The organism is Acetanaerobacterium sp. MSJ-12, from assembly GCF_018917875.1.
Lineage (GTDB): Bacteria > Bacillota > Clostridia > Oscillospirales > Ruminococcaceae > Bittarella > Bittarella massiliensis.
Genome location: NZ_JAHLPK010000001.1, coordinates 90,384 through 110,890 on the forward strand (window position 1 = coordinate 90,384; position 20,507 = coordinate 110,890).

Here is a 20,507-nt window from a genome sequence, read left to right on the forward strand (position 1 = left end):
TCCTCTTGGCGGGGTGGCTCGTCGCCGTGGCGATGGTGGGGGCGCCTTTGCACTCCGCCCCTACGCCCTTCCCGGGAGCCGGGTCGTCAAGTGGATCGCATTGCACCTCCACTGCGCCCTCCTCGTCTCCGCCCTTTCTCGGGCCGTGTCCAGGGGGAGAGGGGCGGTGGCAATGCCTGCTGGCGCCCCTCCTCGCCCCTGCCCCCGCTGACAGGGTATCTGGGGTCGTTTACCGAGCTGGCCCCCCCTCCTCGCCCCCTGATGTCCTTTCACAGCGCGCTGCTGCTGGCAAGGCCGATCTGGCTCTGGTTCTCGGCCTGCGCGCGGGGGAGCTGTTGGCAGGCCCCCGCAAAGGGGAGGGTTATCGCCCTGGTTGCCCTGGTGCGGGGCTGTGCAGCCGTCGCCTTTTCCCGGGCCTGACGGCCGCCTTTGCCCGGCAGTGCCGCTTCCCCCCTGTGGGGGGTGTAGCTGGCCCGCCCCGGCCTTTCGGTCTCCGGCTTATTGGGCGGGGTGAGCGGCCGTCTGCTCTCCCAATGCCCCGCGAAAAGGCCGGTGCGAGTGTGGGCTGTGGCCGCCATCGCGCTCGCCTGCGCGCTGTTGTCGCTGAGCGGGCAGACGCAGGACGCCGCCCTGGCGCGCCTTCTCTTTGGCGGCTGGTATCTCTTTCTCTAGCGCCGCCGCGATCAAAACCACTGGGGGAACGGGCGGTATGCACCAGCCTTAAAGGGCGTGAAACAGGGCTGGCCCCTCAAGGGGCGTCGGAATTTTTTGTCGCACTACACGCGCTGCCACCAGTAAACTGGTGGTCAAGAATACCGCTTCGTGTCATCTTTACACCTTCTGCGCCCCTCCTTTCAGGGGGCTTTCTGCGAAAGCAGGTTGCCTTCCCCGGCAAAACGGGGGGCGCTGGAGTTACAAAGAAAAAAGCCCCCGCCTCAAGGCGGGGGGCTTTTTTTGTGCGTGGGTCAGCCGCGCACGGCGACAGCCTCGATTTCCACCAGGCCGCCCTTGGGCAGGGCGGCCACCGCCACGCAGGAGCGGGCGGGGAAGGCCCCATCGAAGTACTTGGCGTAGACCTCGTTGACCGCGGCAAAGTTGCCCATGTCGGTCAAAAAGATGGTGGTCTTGACCAGGTTGGCGGTGCTCATCCCCTCGGCGGCGAGGATGGCGCAGAGGTTTTTCAGCGAGCACTCGGCCTGCTCGGCCACCCCGGCGGGCATCTCCCCGGTCTGCATGTCGATGCCCAGCTGGCCGGAGATGTAGAGGCTCTCCCCCGCCATGACGGCCTGCACGTAGGGCCCGATGGGGGCCGGCGCCTGTTCGGTGAGTACGGTTTTGCGCTCCATAACGATTCTCCCTTTCTCTTCTGGCGCCGGCCGGCAGCCGGTCGCCCGTCTCGCCCGGGCCCTGGGGGCAGGGGTTCTTCCCCTCTCCGCCGCGGCGCCGGTGTCTAAAAAAAGTATAGCAAAAATTGCCCTTCAGGGAAAGGACGGCCGTCCATGTGGAGAGAATTTTTTCTGCAAAAAGGGCCAAAAGGGGGAGGGAGAATTTGTGCATGCGGTTGCGTTTTTGAATCTTCTGGGAGAAGTGCATAAATTTAAAAGGGGATTGTTATGGAAAGGCACAAATCGCCCCATGGAAACAAAACTTCTCTTAACAAACGCCGGCAAATGTTGTATCATACACAGTAGGATGTTGTACCAATCCAGACAGTCGTGTGGAAGCGTTTTGCGCGGCTTTCCGCCCCTTTTTATGCCCTTTGCGGGCCGAAAAGAGCGCCCCTTGCTAGCCGGGGGCCGGCGGGCCGGAAAACGGGTGCACCACCGGGTAAACGGTCTGCTGCCCAGGGGGGATCTGCCCTTCCGGGGGCTTGTTGCCGTTTGGGAAAAAACAAACCGCAAAGGGAGGAAAACAATCAATGGAGATGAAGATTACACCGCATATCAATCCAAAAGCTGAGATCGCGCCCCGCATTCTTCTGCCTGGCGATCCGCTCCGGGCGAAATACATCGCCGAAAACATGCTCGAGAACGCCGAGCAGTTCAACGAGGTCCGTGGGGCCCTGGGCTTCACCGGCACCTACAAGGGCGAGAAAGTCTCGGTCATGGGCACCGGCATGGGCATGCCCCAGGTCTCCATCTATGTCACCGAGCTGATGAAATTCTACGGCGTCAAGACCCTCATCCGCATCGGCACCTGCGGCGGCATGCTGCCCGATATGCAGCTGATGGACCTGATCCTGGGCACCGGCGCCTGCACCACCAGCGGCATCAACCGCCACATCTTCAACGGCGATTTTGCTCCCACTGCCGATTTTGAGCTGCTCAACAAGGCCTACGAGATCGCCAAGGAGAGAGAGATCAAGACCTACACCGGCCTGATTCTGTCCAGCGACATGTTCTACGGCGAGAACAAAAAAGAGGATTCCGAGATGTGGAAGAAGTACGGCGTGATTGCCGGCGAGATGGAGGGCGCCGCCCTGTACACCATCGCCGCCAAGTACCGCTGCAGAGCCCTGACTATGCTGTCGGTCAGCGATGGCCCGTTCATCGACAGAGACCTGACCTACGAAGAGAAAGAGAAGGGCCTCAAGAATATGTTCGAGGTCGCCCTCGACACCGCTATCGCGTTTTAAGACAACATAAAAAGGGAGGAATTCGATTATGAGTTTACATATTGGCGCCAAACCCGGCGATATTGCTGAAAGCATCCTGCTCCCCGGCGATCCCAGAAGAGCGAAGTACATTGCCGACACCTTCTTCGAGAACCCCGTCAAATTCAACGACGTGCGCGGTATGTGGGGCTTCACCGGCACCTACAAGGGCAAGAGAGTCTCCGCCATGGGCACCGGCATGGGCATTCCCTCCATCAGCATCTATGCCAACGAGCTGATCAGAGAGTATGGCGTAAAGAACTTGATCCGCGTGGGCACCTGCGGCGCCATGCAGGATCATGTCGGCCTGAAAGACGTCGTCCTGGGGATGGGCGCCTGCACCGACAACGATTTCAACCACCATGTCTTCAAGGGCATCTACTGCCCCACCGCTGACTTCGAGCTCATCCGCGCTGCCTACTACACCGCCAAAGAGACCGGCGTCGACGTGAAAGTCGGCAACATCTCCTCCGGCGATATGTTCTACGGCGAGCACGACGAGAAGTCTGACCGCTTCACCGAGTACGGCGTTCTGGCCGGCGAGATGGAGGGCGCTGCCCTGTACACCATCGCCGCCCGCGAGCACGTTCGCGCCCTGACCATCCTCACCGTCACCGATCACCCCAGTGGAAACCTGACCCCCGAGGAGCGCGAGCTGACCCTGAACACCATGCTGCAGCTGGCCCTGGACACCGTCATCAAATTCCAGGATTAGTTTTCCGCCTGCCAAGGGGCGCGGCCATCCGGCCGCGCCTCTTTTTTTTGTCTTCTCTCGCCTGCCCTTTCCTCCCTGTTCTGCTTTCCCCTGCCCCACCGCACGTTGCCTTTGCTGCACCCACTCTGCCCTTGTCCCGCCGATTTTTTCCTCGCGTCGCCTCTGCCCCACGCCCGCTTCACCCCTGCGCCCGTCTCGTGTTGTCTCGCCTTCCCCTTTGCCCCTCGCCCTTTGCCCTTGCCTCGCCTTCATCCCTATTTCCCTTTGTCTCGTCTCACCCCGTCTTGGCCTGCGCCACCGCACTCTGTCCTCCCTTTGTCCCGCTTCCTTCGCCTCACTCTGCCCTGTCCTCCCCTCCCTTTGCTCCCCTTTTTCTTTCGCTCTATCCACTTTGCCTCGCTGTGCCTTCCCCTCGCTTCGCCCCCCTGCCTCGTCCTCGCTCCGCTTTGACTTGCTCCTCCGCCCTCGCCTCTGCCTCTGCCCGCCCCCTTCTCTTTTGGAGGGCAGCGAGGTATAATAGAGGGCGAAAAAACAGGGCGCGGCAGCGCCGGAAAGGGAGTGGGCGCGGTGTATGTGATCAGCAGCGGCGTGGTGGAGGGGATCATTGCCGACCGCTTCGGCAAGCGGGGGGAGCAGTTTGGCCCGGGAGAGGTGCCCACCTACTCCCTCCCCCTGCAGATCTGCGAGCCGCCGCAGGGCACCCAGAGCTACGCCCTGGTGCTGGAGGACCGGGACGCCTTCGCGGTGACCCCCGGCTTCTCCTGGATCCACTGGACGGCGGCCAACCTGCAGCGCGATTTTCTCGAGGAGAACGAGAGCGTCTCCGCCCGCGACTTTGTGCAGGGGGTCAACAGTTGGATCAGCGAGGGTCTGCCGCTGGAGGACTGCACCGGCTACGGCGGCATGGCGCCCCCCGACTGCCCCCACCAGTATGAACTGCGCGTCTACGCCCTGGACTGCCTCCTCCCCCTGGAACAGGGCTTTCTCTATGGCGAACTCTACCGGGCGATGGAGGGGCACCTGCTGGACAGCTGTGCCCTCAGGGGCTGGTACCGTGCGTGAGCGGCTGGCCCCGCCCCGGGTGGGGATGCGGATGGTCAAGACTGCGGTGGCGGTCTTTCTCTGTTTTGCGATCGACGCCTTTCGGGGCGGAGGGATCCCCTTTTACTCGGCCATTGCGGCGGTGCTCTGTCTGCAGCCCAGCTGGCAGGGCAGCACCCAAAAGGCCCGGGAGCGAACGGTGGCCACCTTTCTGGGCGGCCTGGCGGGGATGCTGGTGCTGGCGGCGGAGCGCAGCTGGTTCCCGGCCATCCCCGCCCTGGGGTGGTACGCCCTGGTGGCGGCCTGTCTCATCCCCCTGCTCTCCCTGACGGTGGTCCTCAAAAAGCCGGGGTCCGCCTATCTCTCCTGTGTGGTGTTTATGAGCGTCACCGTCAGCCACGGCGGAGATGAAAACCCCTACCTCTTTGCCTTCAACCGGATTGTGGACACCCTCATCGGCATTCTGGTGGCGCTGGCGGTGGGCGGCATCCGCCTGCCCCGCCGGGGCGGCGATTGCCTGTTGGCGGCCGATCTGGAAGGGCAGTTGGCGCCGGGAGGGGCGCTCTCTCCCGCGGCGCGGGTGCGGCTGACCCGGCTCTGCGAGAGGGGGATCCCCCTGACTGTCTGCACCGCCCTCTCCCCCTCGGTGGCGCTGGGCCGGTTGGCGGGGGTCCCCCTCACCGCCCCCCTGGTCGTACTGGGCGGCGCGGCGGTCTGTACACAGACGGGGGACGACTTTCTGTGGTCGGCCCCCCTCACGCCGGAGGCGGAGCGGGCCGCCAGATTACTCCTGGACGGGGTCGGGGCCGCCGGGTTTTGCTACTTTCTCGACCGGGAGGGACTGCAGATCAGCTATGGCCCCAGCTTGCGGCCGGGAGAGGAGGAGCTGCGCCGGGCGACCCGCGCCCTCCCCCACCGGCACTACCGCTTCTCCCCCGGCGGGGCGAGGGGCGAGGGGGCGGTGCTGGGCTGGCTCGCCCTCCTGCCCGAAAAGCAGGCCGAAGCCGTCCGGCAGGGGGCGGCCGGCGAGGTGAGGACGGACGACTATCCCAGCGGGGAACCGGGGGAGCGCTGGGTGTGGCTGCACAGCCCGGCGGCGGGCTACGGCCCTGCCCTGGACGAGGTTGTCCGCCGGCTGGGATCGCCCGCCCCTGCCCCCTTCTGGCCCCCCGATGGCCTGACGGGGGAGCGGGCGGTGCGCGCCCTGGAAAAGCGGGTCTTTGGCGACCGCTGACCCTTCCCGAAGGGCGACTGGCTGTGGTATCATAGAAAAAAAGAGCGGGCGGCATGGCCCGCCTGTGCGCCCGGCCGCAGAGGCTTGGACGCGGGAGAGGAGTGTGCGGCGATGCCCGGATGGGGTTGGGCCCTGCTGGCCCTGGTGGCGGTTGCCATCTTAGTTTTTGCGGCGGTGAAGGGGCTGCAGCGGCTCTGGTGGGGGGTGCGCCACTCGGCGGTCGGCCTGGCTGCCGACGTCATCCGCGCGGCGGTGGGGCAGGAGGGAGAACTCCCCCCGGAGCCCCGCTCCCTGCAAAATGGCGACAGCATCTACGGCCCGCAGATCCAGCGGGATTTCACCGGCTTCAACATCGCCCACGCCAAGGAACTGGCCGAGGGGGCAGTGCGCCGTGCCTGCCCCGGGGGCACCGTCCGCAAGACGGTCATCAGCGGCTACGACCGGCGGGCGGAGCGGCGGGTCATCACCTTTCAGTGCGGGGTGAAGGACGGCCAGCGAGAGCGCAAGTTTGAGGTGGACTACTGCTACCAGGCCCCGGGCTTTGGGCAGGGCGAGACGCCGGAGGTCTGCCCCCGCTGCGGCGGCCCCATCCCCGCTGTCCACGGGGGAAACTGCCAGTTTTGCGGGGCGAGGTTGGACTCGGCCATGGAGGGCAGCTGGGAATGGACCCCCTGCCGGGAGGTGTAGCGGTGAAGCTGGTCATTTTGACGGGCCCCCACGCGGTGGGAAAGATGACGGTCGGCCAGGCCCTGGAGCGGCGCACCGGCCTGCGCCTCTTTCACAACCACGAGAGCTTGGAGCCGCTGCTCCACCTCTTCCCCGACCGGCCCAACATCTGGGGACCCTTGAGCGACCAGTTCCGCTGGCAGGTGTTCGACGCCTTCTCCCAGACCGACGCCGCCGGGCTGATCTTCACCTATATGTGGGCCTTTGATGCCCCCGAGGACCGGGCCTATATCGAGCGGGTGCGGGCGCTGTTTGAGGGGCGGGGCGCGCCCGTCTATCTGGTGGAGCTGGCGGCGGACCGGGCGGTGCGGCTGGCGCGGAACCGCAGCGAAAACCGGCTGCTCCACAAGCCCTCCAAGCGCGATCTCCGGCAGTCGGAGGCCCTGTTTTGCCAGTTGGAGGGGGCGCACCGGCTGAACTCCCTGCCGGGGGAGATCGACTGGCCGCACTACCTGCGGCTGGACAACACCGCCCTCTCCCCCGAGGAGGCGGCCGACCGCATCTGCGAGGCCTTTGCGCTGTGAGGCCGGGGAGAGAAGGGGCCGGTGGAGGGGCGCTGGCGATCCGGCCGGTCACGGCAGAATGCCTGCCCGCGGTGCTCGCCCTGCGGGTGGCCCCCGGGCAGGAGGGGTTTATCGAGACCACCGCCCAGTGCCTGGCAGAGGCGGCGGAGGAGCCCACCTGGCGGCCGGTGGCCCTCTGCGACGGCGGGCAGGTGGTGGGCTTTGCCATGTACGGCCGCTTTCGCAACCACCGGCGGGTCTGGCTGGACCGGCTGCTCATCGACCGCGCCTACCAGGGCAGGGGCTACGGTCGCGCCTTTTTAGGGCTGCTGTTGGAGTGGCTCTTTGCGGAGTACCGGTGCGACAGCATCTACCTCAGCCTGTTTGACGACAACCGGCAGGCACTCGCCCTGTACGAGTCCTTTGGCTTTGTGTCCACGGGCGAGCGGGACACCGGGGGCGAAGCGGTGATGCGGCTGCGGCGGACGCCGTGACAAAAAAGACAGCCTGGAAAAAAGACAGCCCTCCCTCGGGGGGCTGTCTTTTTATTGCGGACAGAGATGGGGGCCAAACGGGAAAGTCCGCCTGTGAAGGACAAATTTGCACAAACTGTGAACGAATTGTCTGGAATGCGGGCGAAATGTGAGGGCTTTTTTAGGGAGAAAGCGGATGGACGGTGGAATCGGCCCACCGTATAATAAGGAACAACCCCCGGGCAGAAAGGCCGCCCGGGACAGAGGACCGGCCCCGCCATCCCCGCCCCGTCGGGAGCGGGCGGAGCCGCGCACTCCATCACTTTTTTAGGAGGGACATCAATGGCAACCAACCGCGTGTACAACTTCAGCGCAGGCCCGTCTATGCTGCCCGAGTGGGTATTGGAGCGGGCTTCTTCAGAGATGCTCTGTTACGGGTCTTCCGGCCAGTCAGTTATGGAGATGTCCCACCGATCTAGTGCCTTTGAGCAGATCATCGGCGACTGCGAGGCCTCTCTGCGCCGCGCGCTCTCCATCCCCGAGGGGTACAGGGTCCTGTTTTTGCAGGGGGGCGCGTCCAGCCAGTTCGCTATGGTGCCCCTAAACCTGCTCACCCGTTCAGGCAAGGCCGACTATGTCATCACCGGCCAGTGGGCCAAAAAGGCCTGGCAGCAGGGCCGCGTCTACGGCGAGTGCCGGGTGGTGGCCAGCTCAGAGGACCGCACCTACAGCTATATCCCCCAGGTGGACCCCGCCCAGCTCGACCCGGCGGCCGACTACCTGCACATCTGTTACAACAACACCATCTACGGCACCACCTTTTCCCCCCGCACCCTGCCGGTGTCCGGCAGCGTGCCGCTGGTGGCGGACATGTCCTCCTCCATCCTCAGCGAGCCGGTGGACATCTCCCGATTCGGCCTCATCTACGCCGGCGCCCAGAAGAACATGGGCCCCGCCGGCCTGACGGTGGTCATCATCCGGGAGGACTTGATCGGCCATGCCATGGAAAAGACCCCCATCATGTTTGACTACAAGACCCACGCCGAGGCGGGCTCCATGTACAACACCCCGCCCACCTACGCCATCTACATCTGCAAGCTGGTCCTCGACTGGCTGCAGGGCCCCATGGGCGGCCTGGAGCAGATGGCGCAGCGAAACCGCGAGAAGGCGGAGCTGCTCTACGACTACCTCGACCAGAGCCGCCTCTTCTCCCCCACCGTACAGGGGGAGGACCGCTCCCTGATGAACGTGCCCTTTGTCACCGGCGACCCGGCGCTGGACGCCGCCTTTGTGAAGGAGGCGGAGCAGGCCGGGCTGGTCAACCTCAAGGGACACCGCTCGGTGGGCGGGATGCGGGCCTCCATCTACAACGCCATGCCGGTCGAGGGCGTGAAAAAGTTGGTGGCGTTTATGCAGGCGTTTGAGTCGGATCACCGCTAAATTTGGCAGGGGGTGCTTGGCCGCAGGGCGAAGCGCCCCCTTTTTGTCCCCCGACAGCACCCCACCTCACCCCGCCGCGCCGGTCACCGGTGCGGCAAACACAGCACCCCAAAATCAGACAGATGAGAGAGGAAGCGCATATTGATGTATACTGTAAAAACCCTCAACCAAATCAGCCCCGCGGGCCTTCGCGCCTTTGACCCCGACCGCTTTGTCCTGGACGACGGCGCCGAGCGGCCCGACGCCCTGCTCTGCCGCTCGGCGGACCTGCACCAGTACCCCTTTGACCCCTGTCTGGCCGCCATCGGCCGGGCCGGCGCGGGGGTGAACAACATCCCGGTGGAGGAGTGCAGCCGCCGGGGGATCGCCGTCTTCAACACCCCCGGGGCCAACGCCGGCGCGGTGAAGGAGATGGTTCTCTGCGCCCTGCTGCTGGCCTCTCGCAAAATTCCCGCCGCTCTCGCCTGGGTGCAGGGGCTCAAGGGGGAGGCGGATCTGCAGAAGCGGGTGGAGGCCGGGAAGAAGGCCTTCATCGGCCCCGAGTTGGGCGGCAAGACCCTGGGTGTCATCGGCATGGGGTCCATCGGCATCCAGGTGGCCAACACCGCCCGCCACCTGGGGATGGAGGTCATCGGCTACGACCCCTACATGTCGGTGGAGGCCGCCTGGAAGGTCTCCCGCCAGATCGCCCACGCCGCCAGCCTGGAAGAGGTCTACCAAAAAAGCGACTACATCACCCTGCACGTCCCCTACACCGCCGCCACCAAGGGGATGGTCGACGCCGCCGCCCTGGCGCAGATGAAGGACGGGGTGCGGCTGCTCAACTTCGCCCGGGGCGAACTGGTGGAGGCCCCGGCCCTCCTCGCGGCCGTCGAGGAGGGGAAGGTCGCCTGCTACGTGACCGACTTTGCCCAGGAGGAACTGCTGGGGGTCGAGGGGGTCGTCGTCCTCCCCCACCTGGGTGCCTCCACCCCCGAGAGCGAGGACAACTGTGCGGTGATGGCCGCCCGGGAGTTGATGGACTACCTGGAAAACGGGAACATCAAGAACGCGGTCAACCTACCCACCTGCCGGATGGCCCGCTCGGGCCGGGTGCGGGTCTGCGTCATCCACAGAAACATCCCCGCCATGATCACCCAGATCTCCAGCGCCCTCAGCGGGGCGGGACTGAACATCGAAAACCTGGTCAACAAGTCCCGCGGCGAGTACGCTTACACCATGCTGGACCTGGCCGACGAGCTGCCGGAGCCGGTAGAGGGGGCGATCCGGGCAATCGAAGGGGTCGTCCGGGTGCGGGTCTTGTCCCGCTGCGAATAGATTGATTGGCGGAAACGACCGCGCAAAAGGGCCGAAAGGAATGTTCCTTCCGGCCCTTTTGTTGTATTTTATTGTAATTATACAAACAGGAATACTCTATTCTGCAAAGACGCCGGTCAAACCAGTGCGCGCGACCCGCTCGGCGATCTCTCCGCCGTCCACCGAGCCGAGGCCCAATTGCCCCAGCCGCTCCCAGAGGACCGAGCCGGAAAAGGTGTATTTTTTCCGCCGGCCCTCGCCGGTGGCCATCTGCTCTCTCACATAGGCGATCGCCTCCCCCACCGCCAGGGCGCGGGGGAGGACCAGCGGTGGCCGGCCCGCCAACTGGCGGGCGGCGTTGTGCCCCGCCAGGGTGCCGGTGACGATGGCCTCGGTGTGCCCCACCAACAGACCGGCCTTTTCGCCGGCACAGTAGAGGTTCTCCACCCCCTCCACCCGCAGGGCGTCGTCCCGGGGGGCCATGGCGAAAAAGCGGAGGGAGTTCCCCTTTCCCCCGGCGTAGGGGTCCTCGTAGCGGGCATTTTCAAACCCCGGCACCTGCCGCAGCTTTTCCAGGGGGAAGGTGGGGGTCATCAACTTGGCGTGGCCGGTGTCCAGCAGGACGAGGTTGTCGCGGTAGCTGGCCTGCGCGTACTGCTGGCAGGCCTTTTGGGCGAGGTGGTCCTCCCGCAGCGGCGGGGGCAGGGGGATCACCGCCACCCCGTCCCGCTCCAGCTTCTCCTGCAGCCGCCGACTCAAGGAGCCCTTGTGCAGCTTGCAGGAACCGCTCATGGCGCCGGGCCCGCCGCCCGCCTTCTCCCCCACCCATTCGGCCACCCCGCAGAGGCCGGTGAGGCTGACCCGTCCCCCGAAGCTGGGGCAGCGCAGAACGCACATGGCGCAGCCGTTTCCGTAGCGCTGGCAGTTGGCCATCGGCCCGGCGGTGCCGGTGGCGTCGACAAAGGCGTCGGCGGGAAAGCGGCGGCCGTCGCTGCAGAGCACCGCCTGCAGGCAGTTCCCCTCCCGCTCGACCCCGCTCACCCGGGCCTGAAAGACCACCTCCACCCCCAGGGAGCGCAGGTGCTGGAGCACCTCTCCCGGAACCAGCCCCACGTCGTAGAGGGTGGCGTGGGCGTGGCCGGGGAAGGAGACGTTCCGGTGCCGGGCACAGCGGTCGGTGAGAGCGAAGAGCTCCCCCGCCCCCAGGGCCTCCATCTCCAGCGCTGCGGCGAGGCGGCCGTTGTTCTGCATGATCCCCCCCACCAGCCCGGTCCCCAGCAGCATGTCGGTGCGCTCCAACAGCACCGCCCGCGCCCCGGCCCGGCGGGCGCTGCAGGCCGCGGCGCAGCCGCCCCAACCGCCCCCGACGATCACAACTGTCTTTTCCATTTGCAGGCACCTCCCATTCCCCACCAGTATGCGCCGGCGCCCCCGCGCAATTTGCCGAAGGGGCGGTGGCCGATTTGCCCGGTTTGTCTGTGGGGGATTTGTGCCTTGTGCCAAAACTGCCGTGCCGCCGTTGACACCCCCGCAGAGGGGCCGCTATACTTGAAAAAACGGCGGCTTTTCCCCGCGTCCGGCGCGGGGAGGGCCGCCCTGCGCCGGTCCCCCGCCTGAGGGGGCCGGGCCAGAGGAAGGGGAGAGGCGGCAATGAGCCGTTACATCATGGCGCTGGACCAGGGGACCACCAGTTCCCGCTGCATTTTGTTTGACCGCGAGGGGAAGATGGTCTCCCTGGCGCAGAAGGAGTACACCCAGCACTTTCCCCGGGCGGGCTGGGTCGAGCACGACGCCATGGAGATCTGGTCCACCCAGATCGGGGTGGCGCAGGAGGCCATGTACAAAATCGGCGCCACCCACCGGGACGTGGCCGCCATCGGCATCACCAACCAGCGGGAGACCACGGTGGTCTGGGACCGGCGGACCGGCGAACCGGTCTACAACGCCATTGTCTGGCAGTGCCGCCGCACCGCCCCCTTCTGCGACGAGTTGAAGGCCCAGGGGTTGGAGGGGTGGTTTCGCGCTAAGACCGGGCTGCCCATTGACGCCTACTTCTCCGCCACCAAGGTGCGCTGGATCCTCGACACGGTGCCAGGGGCGCGGCAGAAGGCGGACGCCGGCCAGCTTGCCTTTGGCACGGTGGACAGCTGGCTGATCTACAACCTGACCAAGGGGCGCTGCCACCTGACCGACCTCTCCAACGCCTCCCGCACCATGCTCTTTAACATCCACACCCTGGACTGGGACGACGAGATTTTGGAGAAGTTGCAGATCCCCCGCTCCATGCTGCCCCGGGTCTGCCCCTCCAGCGGGGTGTTCGGGTTCACCGACCCCTCCATCTTCGGCGGGGAGATCCCCATCGCCGGGGCGGCGGGGGACCAGCAGGCGGCCCTGTTCGGGCAGACCTGCTTTGCGGCGGGCGAGGCCAAAAATACCTACGGCACCGGCTGCTTCCTCCTCCTCTGCACCGGGGAGAAGCCGGTCTCCTCCAGCCAAGGGCTGATTACCACCATCGCCTGGGGGCTGGGCGACCGGGTGACCTACGCCCTGGAGGGCTCGATCTTTGTGGGGGGCGCGGCGGTCCAGTGGCTGCGCGACGAGATGAAGTTGGTGGAGTCAGCTGGGGATAGCGAGTACATGGCCCAAAAGGTGCCCGACACCGGCGGGGTCTATGTGGTGCCTGCCTTTACCGGCCTGGGGGCCCCCCACTGGGACCCCTATGCCCGGGGCGCAGTCTTCGGGCTCACCAGGGGGTCAAACAAATACCACTTCATCCGCGCCACATTGGAATCCATCGCCTACCAGGTGACCGACGTGCTGGGGGCCATGAAGGCGGACGCCGGACTGGAGCTGCAGGCCCTGCGGGTGGACGGCGGCGCCTGCGCCAACGACTTTTTGATGCAGTTTCAGTCCGACATCATCGGCGCGCCGGTCCACCGGCCCGCCTGCATCGAGACCACCGCCCTGGGGGCCGCCTATCTGGCCGGTCTGGCGGTGGGCTACTGGAAGAGCCAAGAGGAGATCCGCGGCAACTGGCAGCTGGCCCGCATCTTTGAGCCCGGGATGGACGAGGCCGGCCGGGCGCGCCGGCTGGAGGGCTGGTCCCGGGCGGTGGCGGCCGCGCGGGCGTTTCGGGGGGAGGAGTGAAAAACAGCCGGAGCCAATGGGCTCCGGCTGTTTTTTTACTGGGGCAAACCGCTCTTTTTCCTCTTTTGGCTGCGGTAGAGGAAATACGCAATCAGGGCTGCGGCGGTGCCTCCACTTGTGATGAGGGAGACTACCTGCACGGTGGTCTTTCCGTACCGAACGGTGATGGTGCCTTCGAGATGCTGGGGGTTTTGGACGCGCACAAGGTTGTTGTTGGGCGATCTTTCAACTGTCAGGGGCGTTTTTCCATCCTCTGTTTCGATTGAAGCGCGATACCCCAGATAGTACAGCAGAGGAACGTCAAAATAATCGGATTCGGCCTGTTCTTCATTTGAGAAGGAGAGGGTGCACCCGGTCTTTTGACTTTCCGACAGGGAGATGGTCCCCCCAGAGGCAAAGACGGTGTAAGGGGTGTTGAGTGCGTCTATGTCTGTTTCGACTGGGAGCCATTCCCCCATGCCGATGCTCAGCGTTCGCTCCGGCGAGGAGAAGTAGTTTCCGGGAATGACCTCCAGGTCCCCCAGCCGGCTGTTGAGGGTGACGATGGAGAACGCGGCGTTGACGGTCAAAACCAAAATCAGGGCGATGGTGCGCTCTCTTCGGCGAAACAGTTGATGGCAGACGATCCCGCAGCCGATGGACAGGAAGAGGGTGGCAAAGCCCAACAGCCGCCAGGGGAATTGGAGAAGGCTAAAGGGGGTCTCCTCCAACCGACCCCAGGGGAAGAGCCCGGTGCTCATTCCCAGAAGGACGATGCCCGCGATGAAACAGCCGTCCGCAATTTTGAGAGATCGGCTGTTCGAGGGCTTTCGCCGCAGGAACAGGCGCAGAAAGGGGAAGAAGAGAAGGGGAAAGCCGATCCCCTTGTAGTAAAAATCAAATAGGCGGGTGACGGAAAGGGCGGAGGCATTCAAGTAGTTTTCTGTGGTGGAGACGAGAAATTTGCCAGAGGCAAACTGCTCCAGCATGGGAAGCCAGAAAAAGCTGGTGACAGCCAGCACGCAGACGGCCGTGACGACGAGTTTGAGAAAGTATCCCTTGTTTTTAAAGAGGGTCGGCAGGTGGAAGAGGAGGATGACAAAGGTGATGACCAACATCGCCGCCAGGGAGATGGAGTGGGTGAGCATGAGCCCCGCAAAGCCCAAGCCCAGCAGCCAGGGGCGGTGAAATCCGCAGTAGAGGAGATCGATGATCCCGCAGAGGACGATGGGGAAGAAGATCATCGCCAAAAATTCCCCGGCCGCCCCTCTGGTGTAGATGTTGATGAGACGGTACTGTGCCAACATGTAAAAGGCAGAGGCGACCAGAGCGGCATATCTGCTTTTGCAGATGTATTTGGAGCAGAAGTAGATGGACAGACAGGTCGCGATATTGACCAGGATGAGGAAGAGCTTGTAAGAGGCCATCACGCTAAAGCCGAGAATGCGAAACAGGGCGGGGATATAGAGAAAGAAATTGGGGTAAAAGAGTCCCGCCCCGTACCCGTAGCCGCGCAGGGTGGTCTCGTGGATGTAGACGGGAAACTGGTGATGGAGAAGGCCGTCTTTGATGGCCTCGATGCGGGTCAGGTGAAAGGTCTGGTCGTGGCAGTAGAGCAGGTCGGACTGCAAAATCGGGTAGAGCGAAAGGGCAATCATTGCGGCCAAAGCAAAGAAAATAAACAACCTGGACGGTCGGATGGTTCGCAAAAGGCGGTTCTTTTTCATTCTCGTACTCCTTTGATGCACCTAGCTGGCATGTCCATTTGACAGGCCAGTATTTTACACGATTTCTATATTACCAGTTTTGGTGCCAAAAATCCACTGTATTTTGGGAGAGCGAGCGGGGAACGCTCCCCCTTTAGAGCCGGCAAATTGTCTGGAAAACATCCTTGCGGGAGGAGGGAGGGAATGGTATCATAAAAGCAAAAAGTTGAAAATTTATTTGCAAAAGGAGTGCTTTCCCTGTGAATATCGTGTTGCTGGAATCCCTGGGCGTCTCTGACGAGACCCTGAACGCCTGCGCCAAACCCCTGGTGGAGGCGGGCCACACCTTTGCCGCCTACCCCAAAGACACCGATCCCGCGGTGATGATCCAGCGGGCCAAGGACGCCGACATCGTCATGCTGGCCAACATGCCCCTGCCCGGCGAGGTGATCGCCGCCTGCGACAAGTTGAAGTTCATCGACGTGGCCTTCACCGGCGTCGACCACGTGGATCTGGAGGCTGCCCGCGCCAAGGGGATCGCGGTGAGCAACGCCGCCGGCTACTCCACCCAGGCGGTGGTCGAGCTCTGCGTCTGCATGGCCCTCTCCCTGCTGCGCAACCTGCCCCAGGTGTCCCAGCGGTGCCGGACCGGCGGCACCAAAGACGGCCTGGTGGGCAGCGAGTTGGGCGGCAAGACCGTCGGCATTGTGGGCACGGGGGCCATCGGCTTGCGCACCGCCCAGCTGTTTGCCGCCTTCGGCTGCAAGATCCTGGCCTATGCCCCCCGCCCCAAGGAAAACGCCAAGGGGATCGTGGAGTATGTCTCCCTTGAGACCCTCCTGCGGGAGTCGGACATCGTCTCCCTGCACTGCCCCCTCAACGACTCCTCCCGCGGCCTGATTGACGCCCAGAAGCTGGGGCTGATGAAGTCCAGCGCCCTTCTTCTCAACGCCGCCCGCGGCCCGGTGGTGGATTCGCAGGCCCTGGCGGAAGCCCTCGACAGCGGCGCCATCGCCGGCGCGGGGATCGACGTCTTTGAGGTGGAGCCCCCCCTGCCCACCGACCACCCCCTGCTGCACTGCAAAAACATCCTGGTCACCCCCCACGTGGCCTTTGCCTCCCGCGAGTCGATGGAGGCCCGGTGCAAGATCGTCTTTGAAAACATCGAGAAATGGCTGGCCGGAGAGCAGGTCAACACCATTTTATAGCGGCAAAAAAGCGCCGTCCCGCCTGGGGCGGCGCTTTTTTGCGCGGTGGGGGCGAAGGGGGCGCTTTCAAGTCAGGTCGGGCCCTGTCCGGCCCGCTGCCCAAATCTCGGTGGAGAGGGCGCGGTACTCCCCCAGCACCCCCCGGTAGAGGGCCAGCACAGGGGCGCTGCCGACGCGGGCGCTCTCCATGAGCTGGTCGTAGTGGCTGCAGACGAGGGCGGTCACCCGCGGGCAGATGGCCCCATCTGCCTGCATCTGCCCCAGAATGGCCAGTACCCGCTCCCGGTCAAAGGCCTCCTTGTAGCTGCGCTTGCGCGCCAGAGCGCTGACGATGTCCGCCACCGCCACCACCCGTTCGGGCAGGCTCAACTCCTCCCCCCGCAGCCCCAGCGGGTAGCCGGAACCGTCCAGCTTTTCATGGTGGCGCACGGCGATGCGGTAGATGTCGTCGCGGACAAACCCGCCCAGGATCTCGCCGGTGACCGACGCGTGTGTTTGCATGACGGCCATCTCCTCCTCGGTGAGCCGACCCGGTTTTTCCAGAATGGAGAGGGGGGTGGACACCTTGCCCAGGTCGTGGAGAAGGGCGCCGTAGTAGATGCGCTGCTGGGCGTCCTCGTCCAGCCCCAGCAGCCGGGCGATGGCGAGGCTGATACTGACGGTGGTGATGGTGTGCAGTACCGTGTACTCGCTGCGAAAATCGATGGAGTAGGCGAGCATCTGCAAAAAGGAGCGCTTCTCCCCCTCGTCAAAGGAGAGGCGGGAGGCGGCCACCCAGAGGGGGACGCAGAGGGCGCCCTCCCCCTGGTCCAAAAGCTGCCGCTCGCCGTCGGCGCGCAAAAAGAGGTCCACCAGCAGCGGGTCAAAGAGATCGCCCCGCTCCCGCGCCAACAGGGCGGGGATCTCCGCTTTTCGCCCCGCCTGCACCAGCACGTCCACCCGGTCGCACAGGCAGATGAGGGCGGCGCCCATCTGGTGGGGGGTGTCGATCTGGCGCAGCTCCCGGTAGGGGCAGTGGTGGTAGAGGACGGCGTCGGCCACCGCCCCCAGGGGCGAGAAATTTTTGAGGAAGAGGTACCCGTAGACGGCGTGGTTCCAGCCGCCCTCCCGCTCAAAGGAGAGGAGGCCATCGATCTCGTCGGTCTTGTAGGCCCCCACGTCGTGAAAGAGGGCCGCCAGCACCAAGTCCATCTCCTGGCGGGAGAGCACCCCTCCCTTTTGGGTGAGGAGGAGCTGTAAAGCCAAGCTGGCGACCCGTTCCCCGTGGCCGGTGAGCCGCCGGTCGACCCGCCCGAGGGTCCGGCAGACGATATCCACCACGTGTTTGCTGCTGATAATCTCCATCTGTCGCCGCCCTTCCCCCGCCAGGCGAGGTGTTCTAAATCTATACTTTAGTTAGTATACAGCTTTCCCCCCAAATTAAAAAGGGGATGCGGGAAGAGGCGGCAGAGTTTTTGCAGGGGACCGCTATACAGCAGGGGGAGTGGAGTTCCTGCGCCTGCTGAAGAGAGCGCACCTGGGTGCGCTCTCTTCGACTTTTATTCGTCTAAAATGGCATTGACGGTCTTGACCGCTCCGTTGTCGACAATGACCATCACGGTGCTGTTGCTGCCCTCGTCAAACCAGACGGAGGTGTTGGCGGAGGTGTGCGGCGCAAAGCCCATGATGGCGGTGGCCTCCGCCAGCGTCATCCCCTCTTTGAGCTGTTTTGCGTGCTCTATAAAGAATTTGCCGTAAGCGTATTGGTTTTGGTGCACCGAGGCGGAGGGGGAGTGGTACAGGGTGCCGCCAATGGCAGCGGTGTAGTCGGCCACCTGCTCCTCCGTAAAGGCGCTGTTCAGGCGGATGAGCACGTTGCCCTTGACGATTTGGTACTGCAGCAGGTCCAGGGCGCTGAAGGAGTTGAGCTTGTCGGCGCGGGCCTTTGCCGCGGCCTCACTCTTGTAGATCTCCACAGAGCCGCTCTCGGGCTCGCTTTCGTCGTATGCCGTCTCCAGGCGGCTGTCGGCAAAGTTGCCCTTCTCCTTGTAATCGTGCGGCCCCTCGCCGTTGGGGTCGGTCGCGTCGTCATAGACGATGGAATAGGAGATGGGAACGCCCTTTTCCTTTAAATCCGCAATGACCGAGGCGGCGGTCTCCCCACCTGTGCCGCACCCCACGAGCGCGGCACAGATCAGGCATACGGCGATGGCTCCACTCAGCAATTTTTTCATCATATAAGCCCCCTTTTTCAACAGTGTAGCAGAAACTTGTCGAAAAAGGAAGAATGGCGCGATATTTCAAGAGAAGAGGAGGGTGGTTTTGCAGAGTGGGTTTTGCCGGGCGACCGGCCATCCCCACCGGCAAGGCCGGGGGATCGAACCGCCCCCATAGGGGACTGGTGGCGGCGGGCGTATGAAGGCGCACCGAGATTTTTTCACCTGTCTGCCCTGCGGCCTGCAAATGGGCGGGATTGTCCTTTTGCGGCGTCCCCTTCCCAACGCCCTGCGGCCCTTGGCAGTCTGCTTTTCCGGCGATTGCAGCGAATGCTTTTGGGGGGAGCGCCCCACCGGCGGGACCGGCGACTCTTGCCGGCAAAAAAATTACACCACCAGCGCTGTGCTGATGGTGTAAATACATGGTTGCGGAGGCAGGATTTGAACCTACGACCTTCGGGTTATGAGCCCGACGAGCTACCAGACTGCTCCACTCCGCGATATCTATTTCTCAAGTGCAAGATTTATTATATCACAGGACAAAAAAAAGTCAACACCCAAATGCGGGTGTTGACCAAAAACATTTCGACTAATATTTCTCTTCTTCGTCCTCTTCCTCTGCGGAGGCGTCGCTCTCCTCGGCCGGGGTCTCTTCGGCGGCGCATTCGTCGCAGCAGCAGTCCTCGTCCTCTTCGCCACAGCAGCAGCCGCACTCGTCGGCATACTCGTCATCCTCGCCGAACTCGTCGGTGTAGGCGTCCAGGTATTCGCAGCCGTCGTCGTCGCAGCAGCAGACACAGTGTTTTTTGAAGAACTTGTATGCCAGGTAAATGACCCCCGCGGCAGAAGCCAGCACCGCCAAGGTCGAGAGCAGCTTGCTGAATTTCATAGTCGTTCCTCCCTTTCACCTTCAGTAGGTTAAACTCATTATAGTATGTGCAGCCCAAAAAAACAATACCCGCCTGTGTACAGTTTGTTAATTTATACCATAAATTTCGCGCGCATTTTTGGCGGAGATGTCACAGACCTCCTGCGGGTCGAGCCCCTTGACCTGGGCGATCACCTCGACGATGTGGGGCAGCATGGCCGAGTCGCAGAGCTGCCCTTCCAGCACCTTGGGGGGCATGTAGGGGGCGTCGGTCTCAATGAGCAGCCGCTCCATGGGGGTGGCTGCCAACACCTTGAGGGCGGTCTCGTTGTACTCCGGCCAGGTGATGTCGCCGTTGAAGCTCACGTACATCCCCCAGTCCAGCACCCGGCGCAGCCCCTCCACATTGCCGGAAAAGCGGTGGACGATCCCCGGCAACTTGTACTCCTCCAACACCCGGTAGGTGTCCTCGTGGGCCTCCCTGTCGTGGATGATGACCGGCAGCTTCAGCTGCTGCGCCAGATCCATCTGCCCGCGGAAGATGCGCTCCTGCAGGTCCCGGGGCTCGTCGAAGAAGTAGTCAAACCCCATCTCCCCCAGGGCCACCACCTTGGGCGAGCGGGCCAGCCGCTCCAGCTGGTCCAGATAGTCCTCCGGCGTCTCCAGCACCCAGTGGGGATGCACCCCCACCGAGCCGTAGACAAAGTCGTACTGCTCGGTCAGCGCCACCACCAGCGGGGCCACCCCCAGGTCGGAACAGCAGTTGAGCACCCACTCGACCCCCTGGTCGGGCAGGCCGGCGAGGATGCGGTGCCGGTCCTCGCCGAACAGGGCGTCCTCGTAGTGGGCGTGCGAGTCAAACAGGTGTTGCAGTTTCACAGGAAAATCTCCTCTCCCGGGCAGCCGGGATCCCCGGTCCACCCAAAAGCGGCCGGGCGGCCCGTCCCCCTGGGGGAACAGCCGCGCCAGCCGCTGACTTGCCAAAATGCCCCTCTCTGAAAAAGGGAAATAGCTGTTTACACTATATCGGAAAAAGGGGAGAGGCGCAACCCAAACCGGGCAATTTGCAAACACTCTGGAACTTTTCACAAAAAAAGCGGTTGTCCTTACCGCATTTTCCCCGGGAAAAAGGTTTCCACACCGTTGCAAAATCGGGCACGACTTGCTAAAATACAACTTAATATGTGGCGCTCTGCGCCGGACAGGAGGGAAAAACAAAACCGGGTTTTGTTCTTCCTTTTCTTTTGTCCGCCGCCTTTCCTTTATAAAGGGCGCCCGACAGGAACGCGAGCGGCTGGTGACGGCCGCCTTTGTTGAGACAGG

General features: G+C 63.8%; 18 protein-coding genes and 1 tRNA gene. 11 read left to right on the forward strand and 8 right to left on the reverse strand.

The annotated features are described in order from the left end of the window. Nucleotides 1-965 precede the first annotated feature (965 nt). Nucleotides 966-1,346 (reverse strand): RidA family protein, encoded by a 381-nt coding sequence (locus KQI11_RS00425; protein WP_185915403.1) that lies wholly within the window; start codon nt 1,344-1,346, stop codon nt 966-968. A gap of 584 nt (nt 1,347-1,930) precedes the next feature. On the opposite strand from KQI11_RS00425, the gene deoD (KQI11_RS00430) reads away from it, so the two are divergent. The 9 genes from deoD (KQI11_RS00430) (at nt 1,931) to KQI11_RS00470 (ending at nt 10,102) form a co-directional block, all read left to right on the forward strand. Further along, complete coding sequence (deoD, locus tag KQI11_RS00430) at nt 1,931-2,635, forward strand: purine-nucleoside phosphorylase (protein ID WP_044991917.1); 705 nt, start codon at nt 1,931-1,933, stop codon at nt 2,633-2,635. 28 nt (nt 2,636-2,663) lie between these two features. Beyond that, complete coding sequence (gene deoD, locus KQI11_RS00435) at nt 2,664-3,368, forward strand: purine-nucleoside phosphorylase (protein WP_185915404.1); 705 nt, start codon at nt 2,664-2,666, stop codon at nt 3,366-3,368. Between the two features lie 567 nt (nt 3,369-3,935). Then, nucleotides 3,936-4,430, forward strand: coding sequence for a YbhB/YbcL family Raf kinase inhibitor-like protein (locus KQI11_RS00440; RefSeq protein ID WP_216400677.1), 495 nt, complete (start codon nt 3,936-3,938; stop codon nt 4,428-4,430). Beyond that, nucleotides 4,423-5,643, forward strand: coding sequence for an FUSC family protein (locus KQI11_RS00445; protein ID WP_216400678.1), 1,221 nt, complete (start codon nt 4,423-4,425; stop codon nt 5,641-5,643). Before KQI11_RS00440 ends, KQI11_RS00445 begins: the two co-directional genes overlap by 8 nt. Before the next feature lie 111 nt (nt 5,644-5,754). After that, a complete protein-coding gene (locus KQI11_RS00450) occupies nt 5,755-6,330 on the forward strand; it encodes a hypothetical protein (protein WP_216400679.1) in 576 nt (191 codons plus the stop codon). A 2-nt stretch (nt 6,331-6,332) separates the two neighbouring features. Beyond that, nucleotides 6,333-6,893, forward strand: coding sequence for an ATP-binding protein (locus KQI11_RS00455; protein WP_216400680.1), 561 nt, complete (start codon nt 6,333-6,335; stop codon nt 6,891-6,893). Then, nucleotides 6,890-7,366: a GNAT family N-acetyltransferase gene (locus KQI11_RS00460; protein ID WP_353653875.1), complete on the forward strand. Its 477-nt coding sequence runs from the start codon at nt 6,890-6,892 to the stop codon at nt 7,364-7,366. Before KQI11_RS00455 ends, KQI11_RS00460 begins: the two co-directional genes overlap by 4 nt. Nucleotides 7,367-7,687: 321 nt before the next feature. Further along, nucleotides 7,688-8,785: a 3-phosphoserine/phosphohydroxythreonine transaminase gene (serC, locus tag KQI11_RS00465; protein ID WP_216400681.1), complete on the forward strand. Its 1,098-nt coding sequence runs from the start codon at nt 7,688-7,690 to the stop codon at nt 8,783-8,785. A gap of 144 nt (nt 8,786-8,929) precedes the next feature. Beyond that, nucleotides 8,930-10,102, forward strand: a complete 1,173-nt coding sequence (locus KQI11_RS00470) for a phosphoglycerate dehydrogenase (RefSeq protein ID WP_216400682.1) — start codon at nt 8,930-8,932, stop codon at nt 10,100-10,102. A gap of 96 nt (nt 10,103-10,198) precedes the next feature. Here KQI11_RS00470 and KQI11_RS00475 read toward each other — a convergent pair whose 3' ends face one another. Beyond that, nucleotides 10,199-11,470 (reverse strand): FAD-dependent oxidoreductase, encoded by a 1,272-nt coding sequence (locus tag KQI11_RS00475; protein ID WP_216400683.1) that lies wholly within the window; start codon nt 11,468-11,470, stop codon nt 10,199-10,201. A gap of 261 nt (nt 11,471-11,731) precedes the next feature. Here KQI11_RS00475 and glpK point away from each other — a divergent pair, with 261 nt between their 5' ends. Then, nucleotides 11,732-13,228, forward strand: coding sequence for a glycerol kinase GlpK (glpK, locus tag KQI11_RS00480; protein ID WP_216400684.1), 1,497 nt, complete (start codon nt 11,732-11,734; stop codon nt 13,226-13,228). Nucleotides 13,229-13,263: 35 nt separating this feature from the next. Here glpK and KQI11_RS00485 read toward each other — a convergent pair whose 3' ends face one another. Beyond that, complete coding sequence (locus KQI11_RS00485; RefSeq protein WP_216400685.1) at nt 13,264-14,934, reverse strand: 6-pyruvoyl-tetrahydropterin synthase-related protein; 1,671 nt, start codon at nt 14,932-14,934, stop codon at nt 13,264-13,266. Between the two features lie 239 nt (nt 14,935-15,173). On the opposite strand from KQI11_RS00485, the gene KQI11_RS00490 reads away from it, so the two are divergent. Beyond that, nucleotides 15,174-16,121 carry a 2-hydroxyacid dehydrogenase gene (locus KQI11_RS00490; protein WP_216400686.1) on the forward strand — a complete coding sequence of 316 codons (948 nt, stop codon included), beginning with the start codon at nt 15,174-15,176 and terminating at the stop codon, nt 16,119-16,121. Between the two features lie 66 nt (nt 16,122-16,187). Here KQI11_RS00490 and KQI11_RS00495 read toward each other — a convergent pair whose 3' ends face one another. The 5 genes from KQI11_RS00495 to KQI11_RS00515 form a co-directional block, all read right to left on the reverse strand. Then, nucleotides 16,188-17,465, reverse strand: coding sequence for an HD-GYP domain-containing protein (locus KQI11_RS00495; RefSeq protein WP_216400687.1), 1,278 nt, complete (start codon nt 17,463-17,465; stop codon nt 16,188-16,190). A 194-nt stretch (nt 17,466-17,659) separates the two neighbouring features. Next, nucleotides 17,660-18,334, reverse strand: a complete 675-nt coding sequence (locus KQI11_RS00500; RefSeq protein WP_216400688.1) for a hypothetical protein — start codon at nt 18,332-18,334, stop codon at nt 17,660-17,662. 405 nt (nt 18,335-18,739) lie between these two features. After that, nucleotides 18,740-18,816, reverse strand: a tRNA-Met gene (locus tag KQI11_RS00505). A gap of 89 nt (nt 18,817-18,905) precedes the next feature. Next, complete coding sequence (locus tag KQI11_RS00510) at nt 18,906-19,205, reverse strand: hypothetical protein (RefSeq protein ID WP_216400689.1); 300 nt, start codon at nt 19,203-19,205, stop codon at nt 18,906-18,908. 87 nt (nt 19,206-19,292) lie between these two features. After that, on the reverse strand, nt 19,293-20,063 hold the full coding sequence (locus KQI11_RS00515; RefSeq protein WP_216400690.1) for a TatD family hydrolase: 771 nt from the start codon (nt 20,061-20,063) through the stop codon (nt 19,293-19,295). Between the last annotated feature and the right edge of the window lie 444 nt (nt 20,064-20,507).

What these genes read in the sequence shown, in the direction of transcription:
- KQI11_RS00425 (WP_185915403.1), bottom strand. Translation starts at nt 1,346, where the DNA reads ATGGAGCGCAAAACCGTACTCACCGAACAGGCGCCGGCCCCCATCGGG.
- KQI11_RS00495 (WP_216400687.1), bottom strand. Translation starts at nt 17,465, where the DNA reads ATGGAGATTATCAGCAGCAAACACGTGGTGGATATCGTCTGCCGGACC.
- KQI11_RS00450 (WP_216400679.1), top strand. Translation starts at nt 5,755, where the DNA reads ATGCCCGGATGGGGTTGGGCCCTGCTGGCCCTGGTGGCGGTTGCCATC.
- KQI11_RS00475 (WP_216400683.1), bottom strand. Translation starts at nt 11,470, where the DNA reads ATGGAAAAGACAGTTGTGATCGTCGGGGGCGGTTGGGGCGGCTGCGCC.
- KQI11_RS00470 (WP_216400682.1), top strand. Translation starts at nt 8,930, where the DNA reads ATGTATACTGTAAAAACCCTCAACCAAATCAGCCCCGCGGGCCTTCGC.
- KQI11_RS00510 (WP_216400689.1), bottom strand. Translation starts at nt 19,205, where the DNA reads ATGAAATTCAGCAAGCTGCTCTCGACCTTGGCGGTGCTGGCTTCTGCC.
- glpK (WP_216400684.1), top strand. Translation starts at nt 11,732, where the DNA reads ATGAGCCGTTACATCATGGCGCTGGACCAGGGGACCACCAGTTCCCGC.
- serC (WP_216400681.1), top strand. Translation starts at nt 7,688, where the DNA reads ATGGCAACCAACCGCGTGTACAACTTCAGCGCAGGCCCGTCTATGCTG.
- KQI11_RS00485 (WP_216400685.1), bottom strand. Translation starts at nt 14,934, where the DNA reads ATGAAAAAGAACCGCCTTTTGCGAACCATCCGACCGTCCAGGTTGTTT.
- deoD (WP_185915404.1), top strand. Translation starts at nt 2,664, where the DNA reads ATGAGTTTACATATTGGCGCCAAACCCGGCGATATTGCTGAAAGCATC.
- KQI11_RS00500 (WP_216400688.1), bottom strand. Translation starts at nt 18,334, where the DNA reads ATGAAAAAATTGCTGAGTGGAGCCATCGCCGTATGCCTGATCTGTGCC.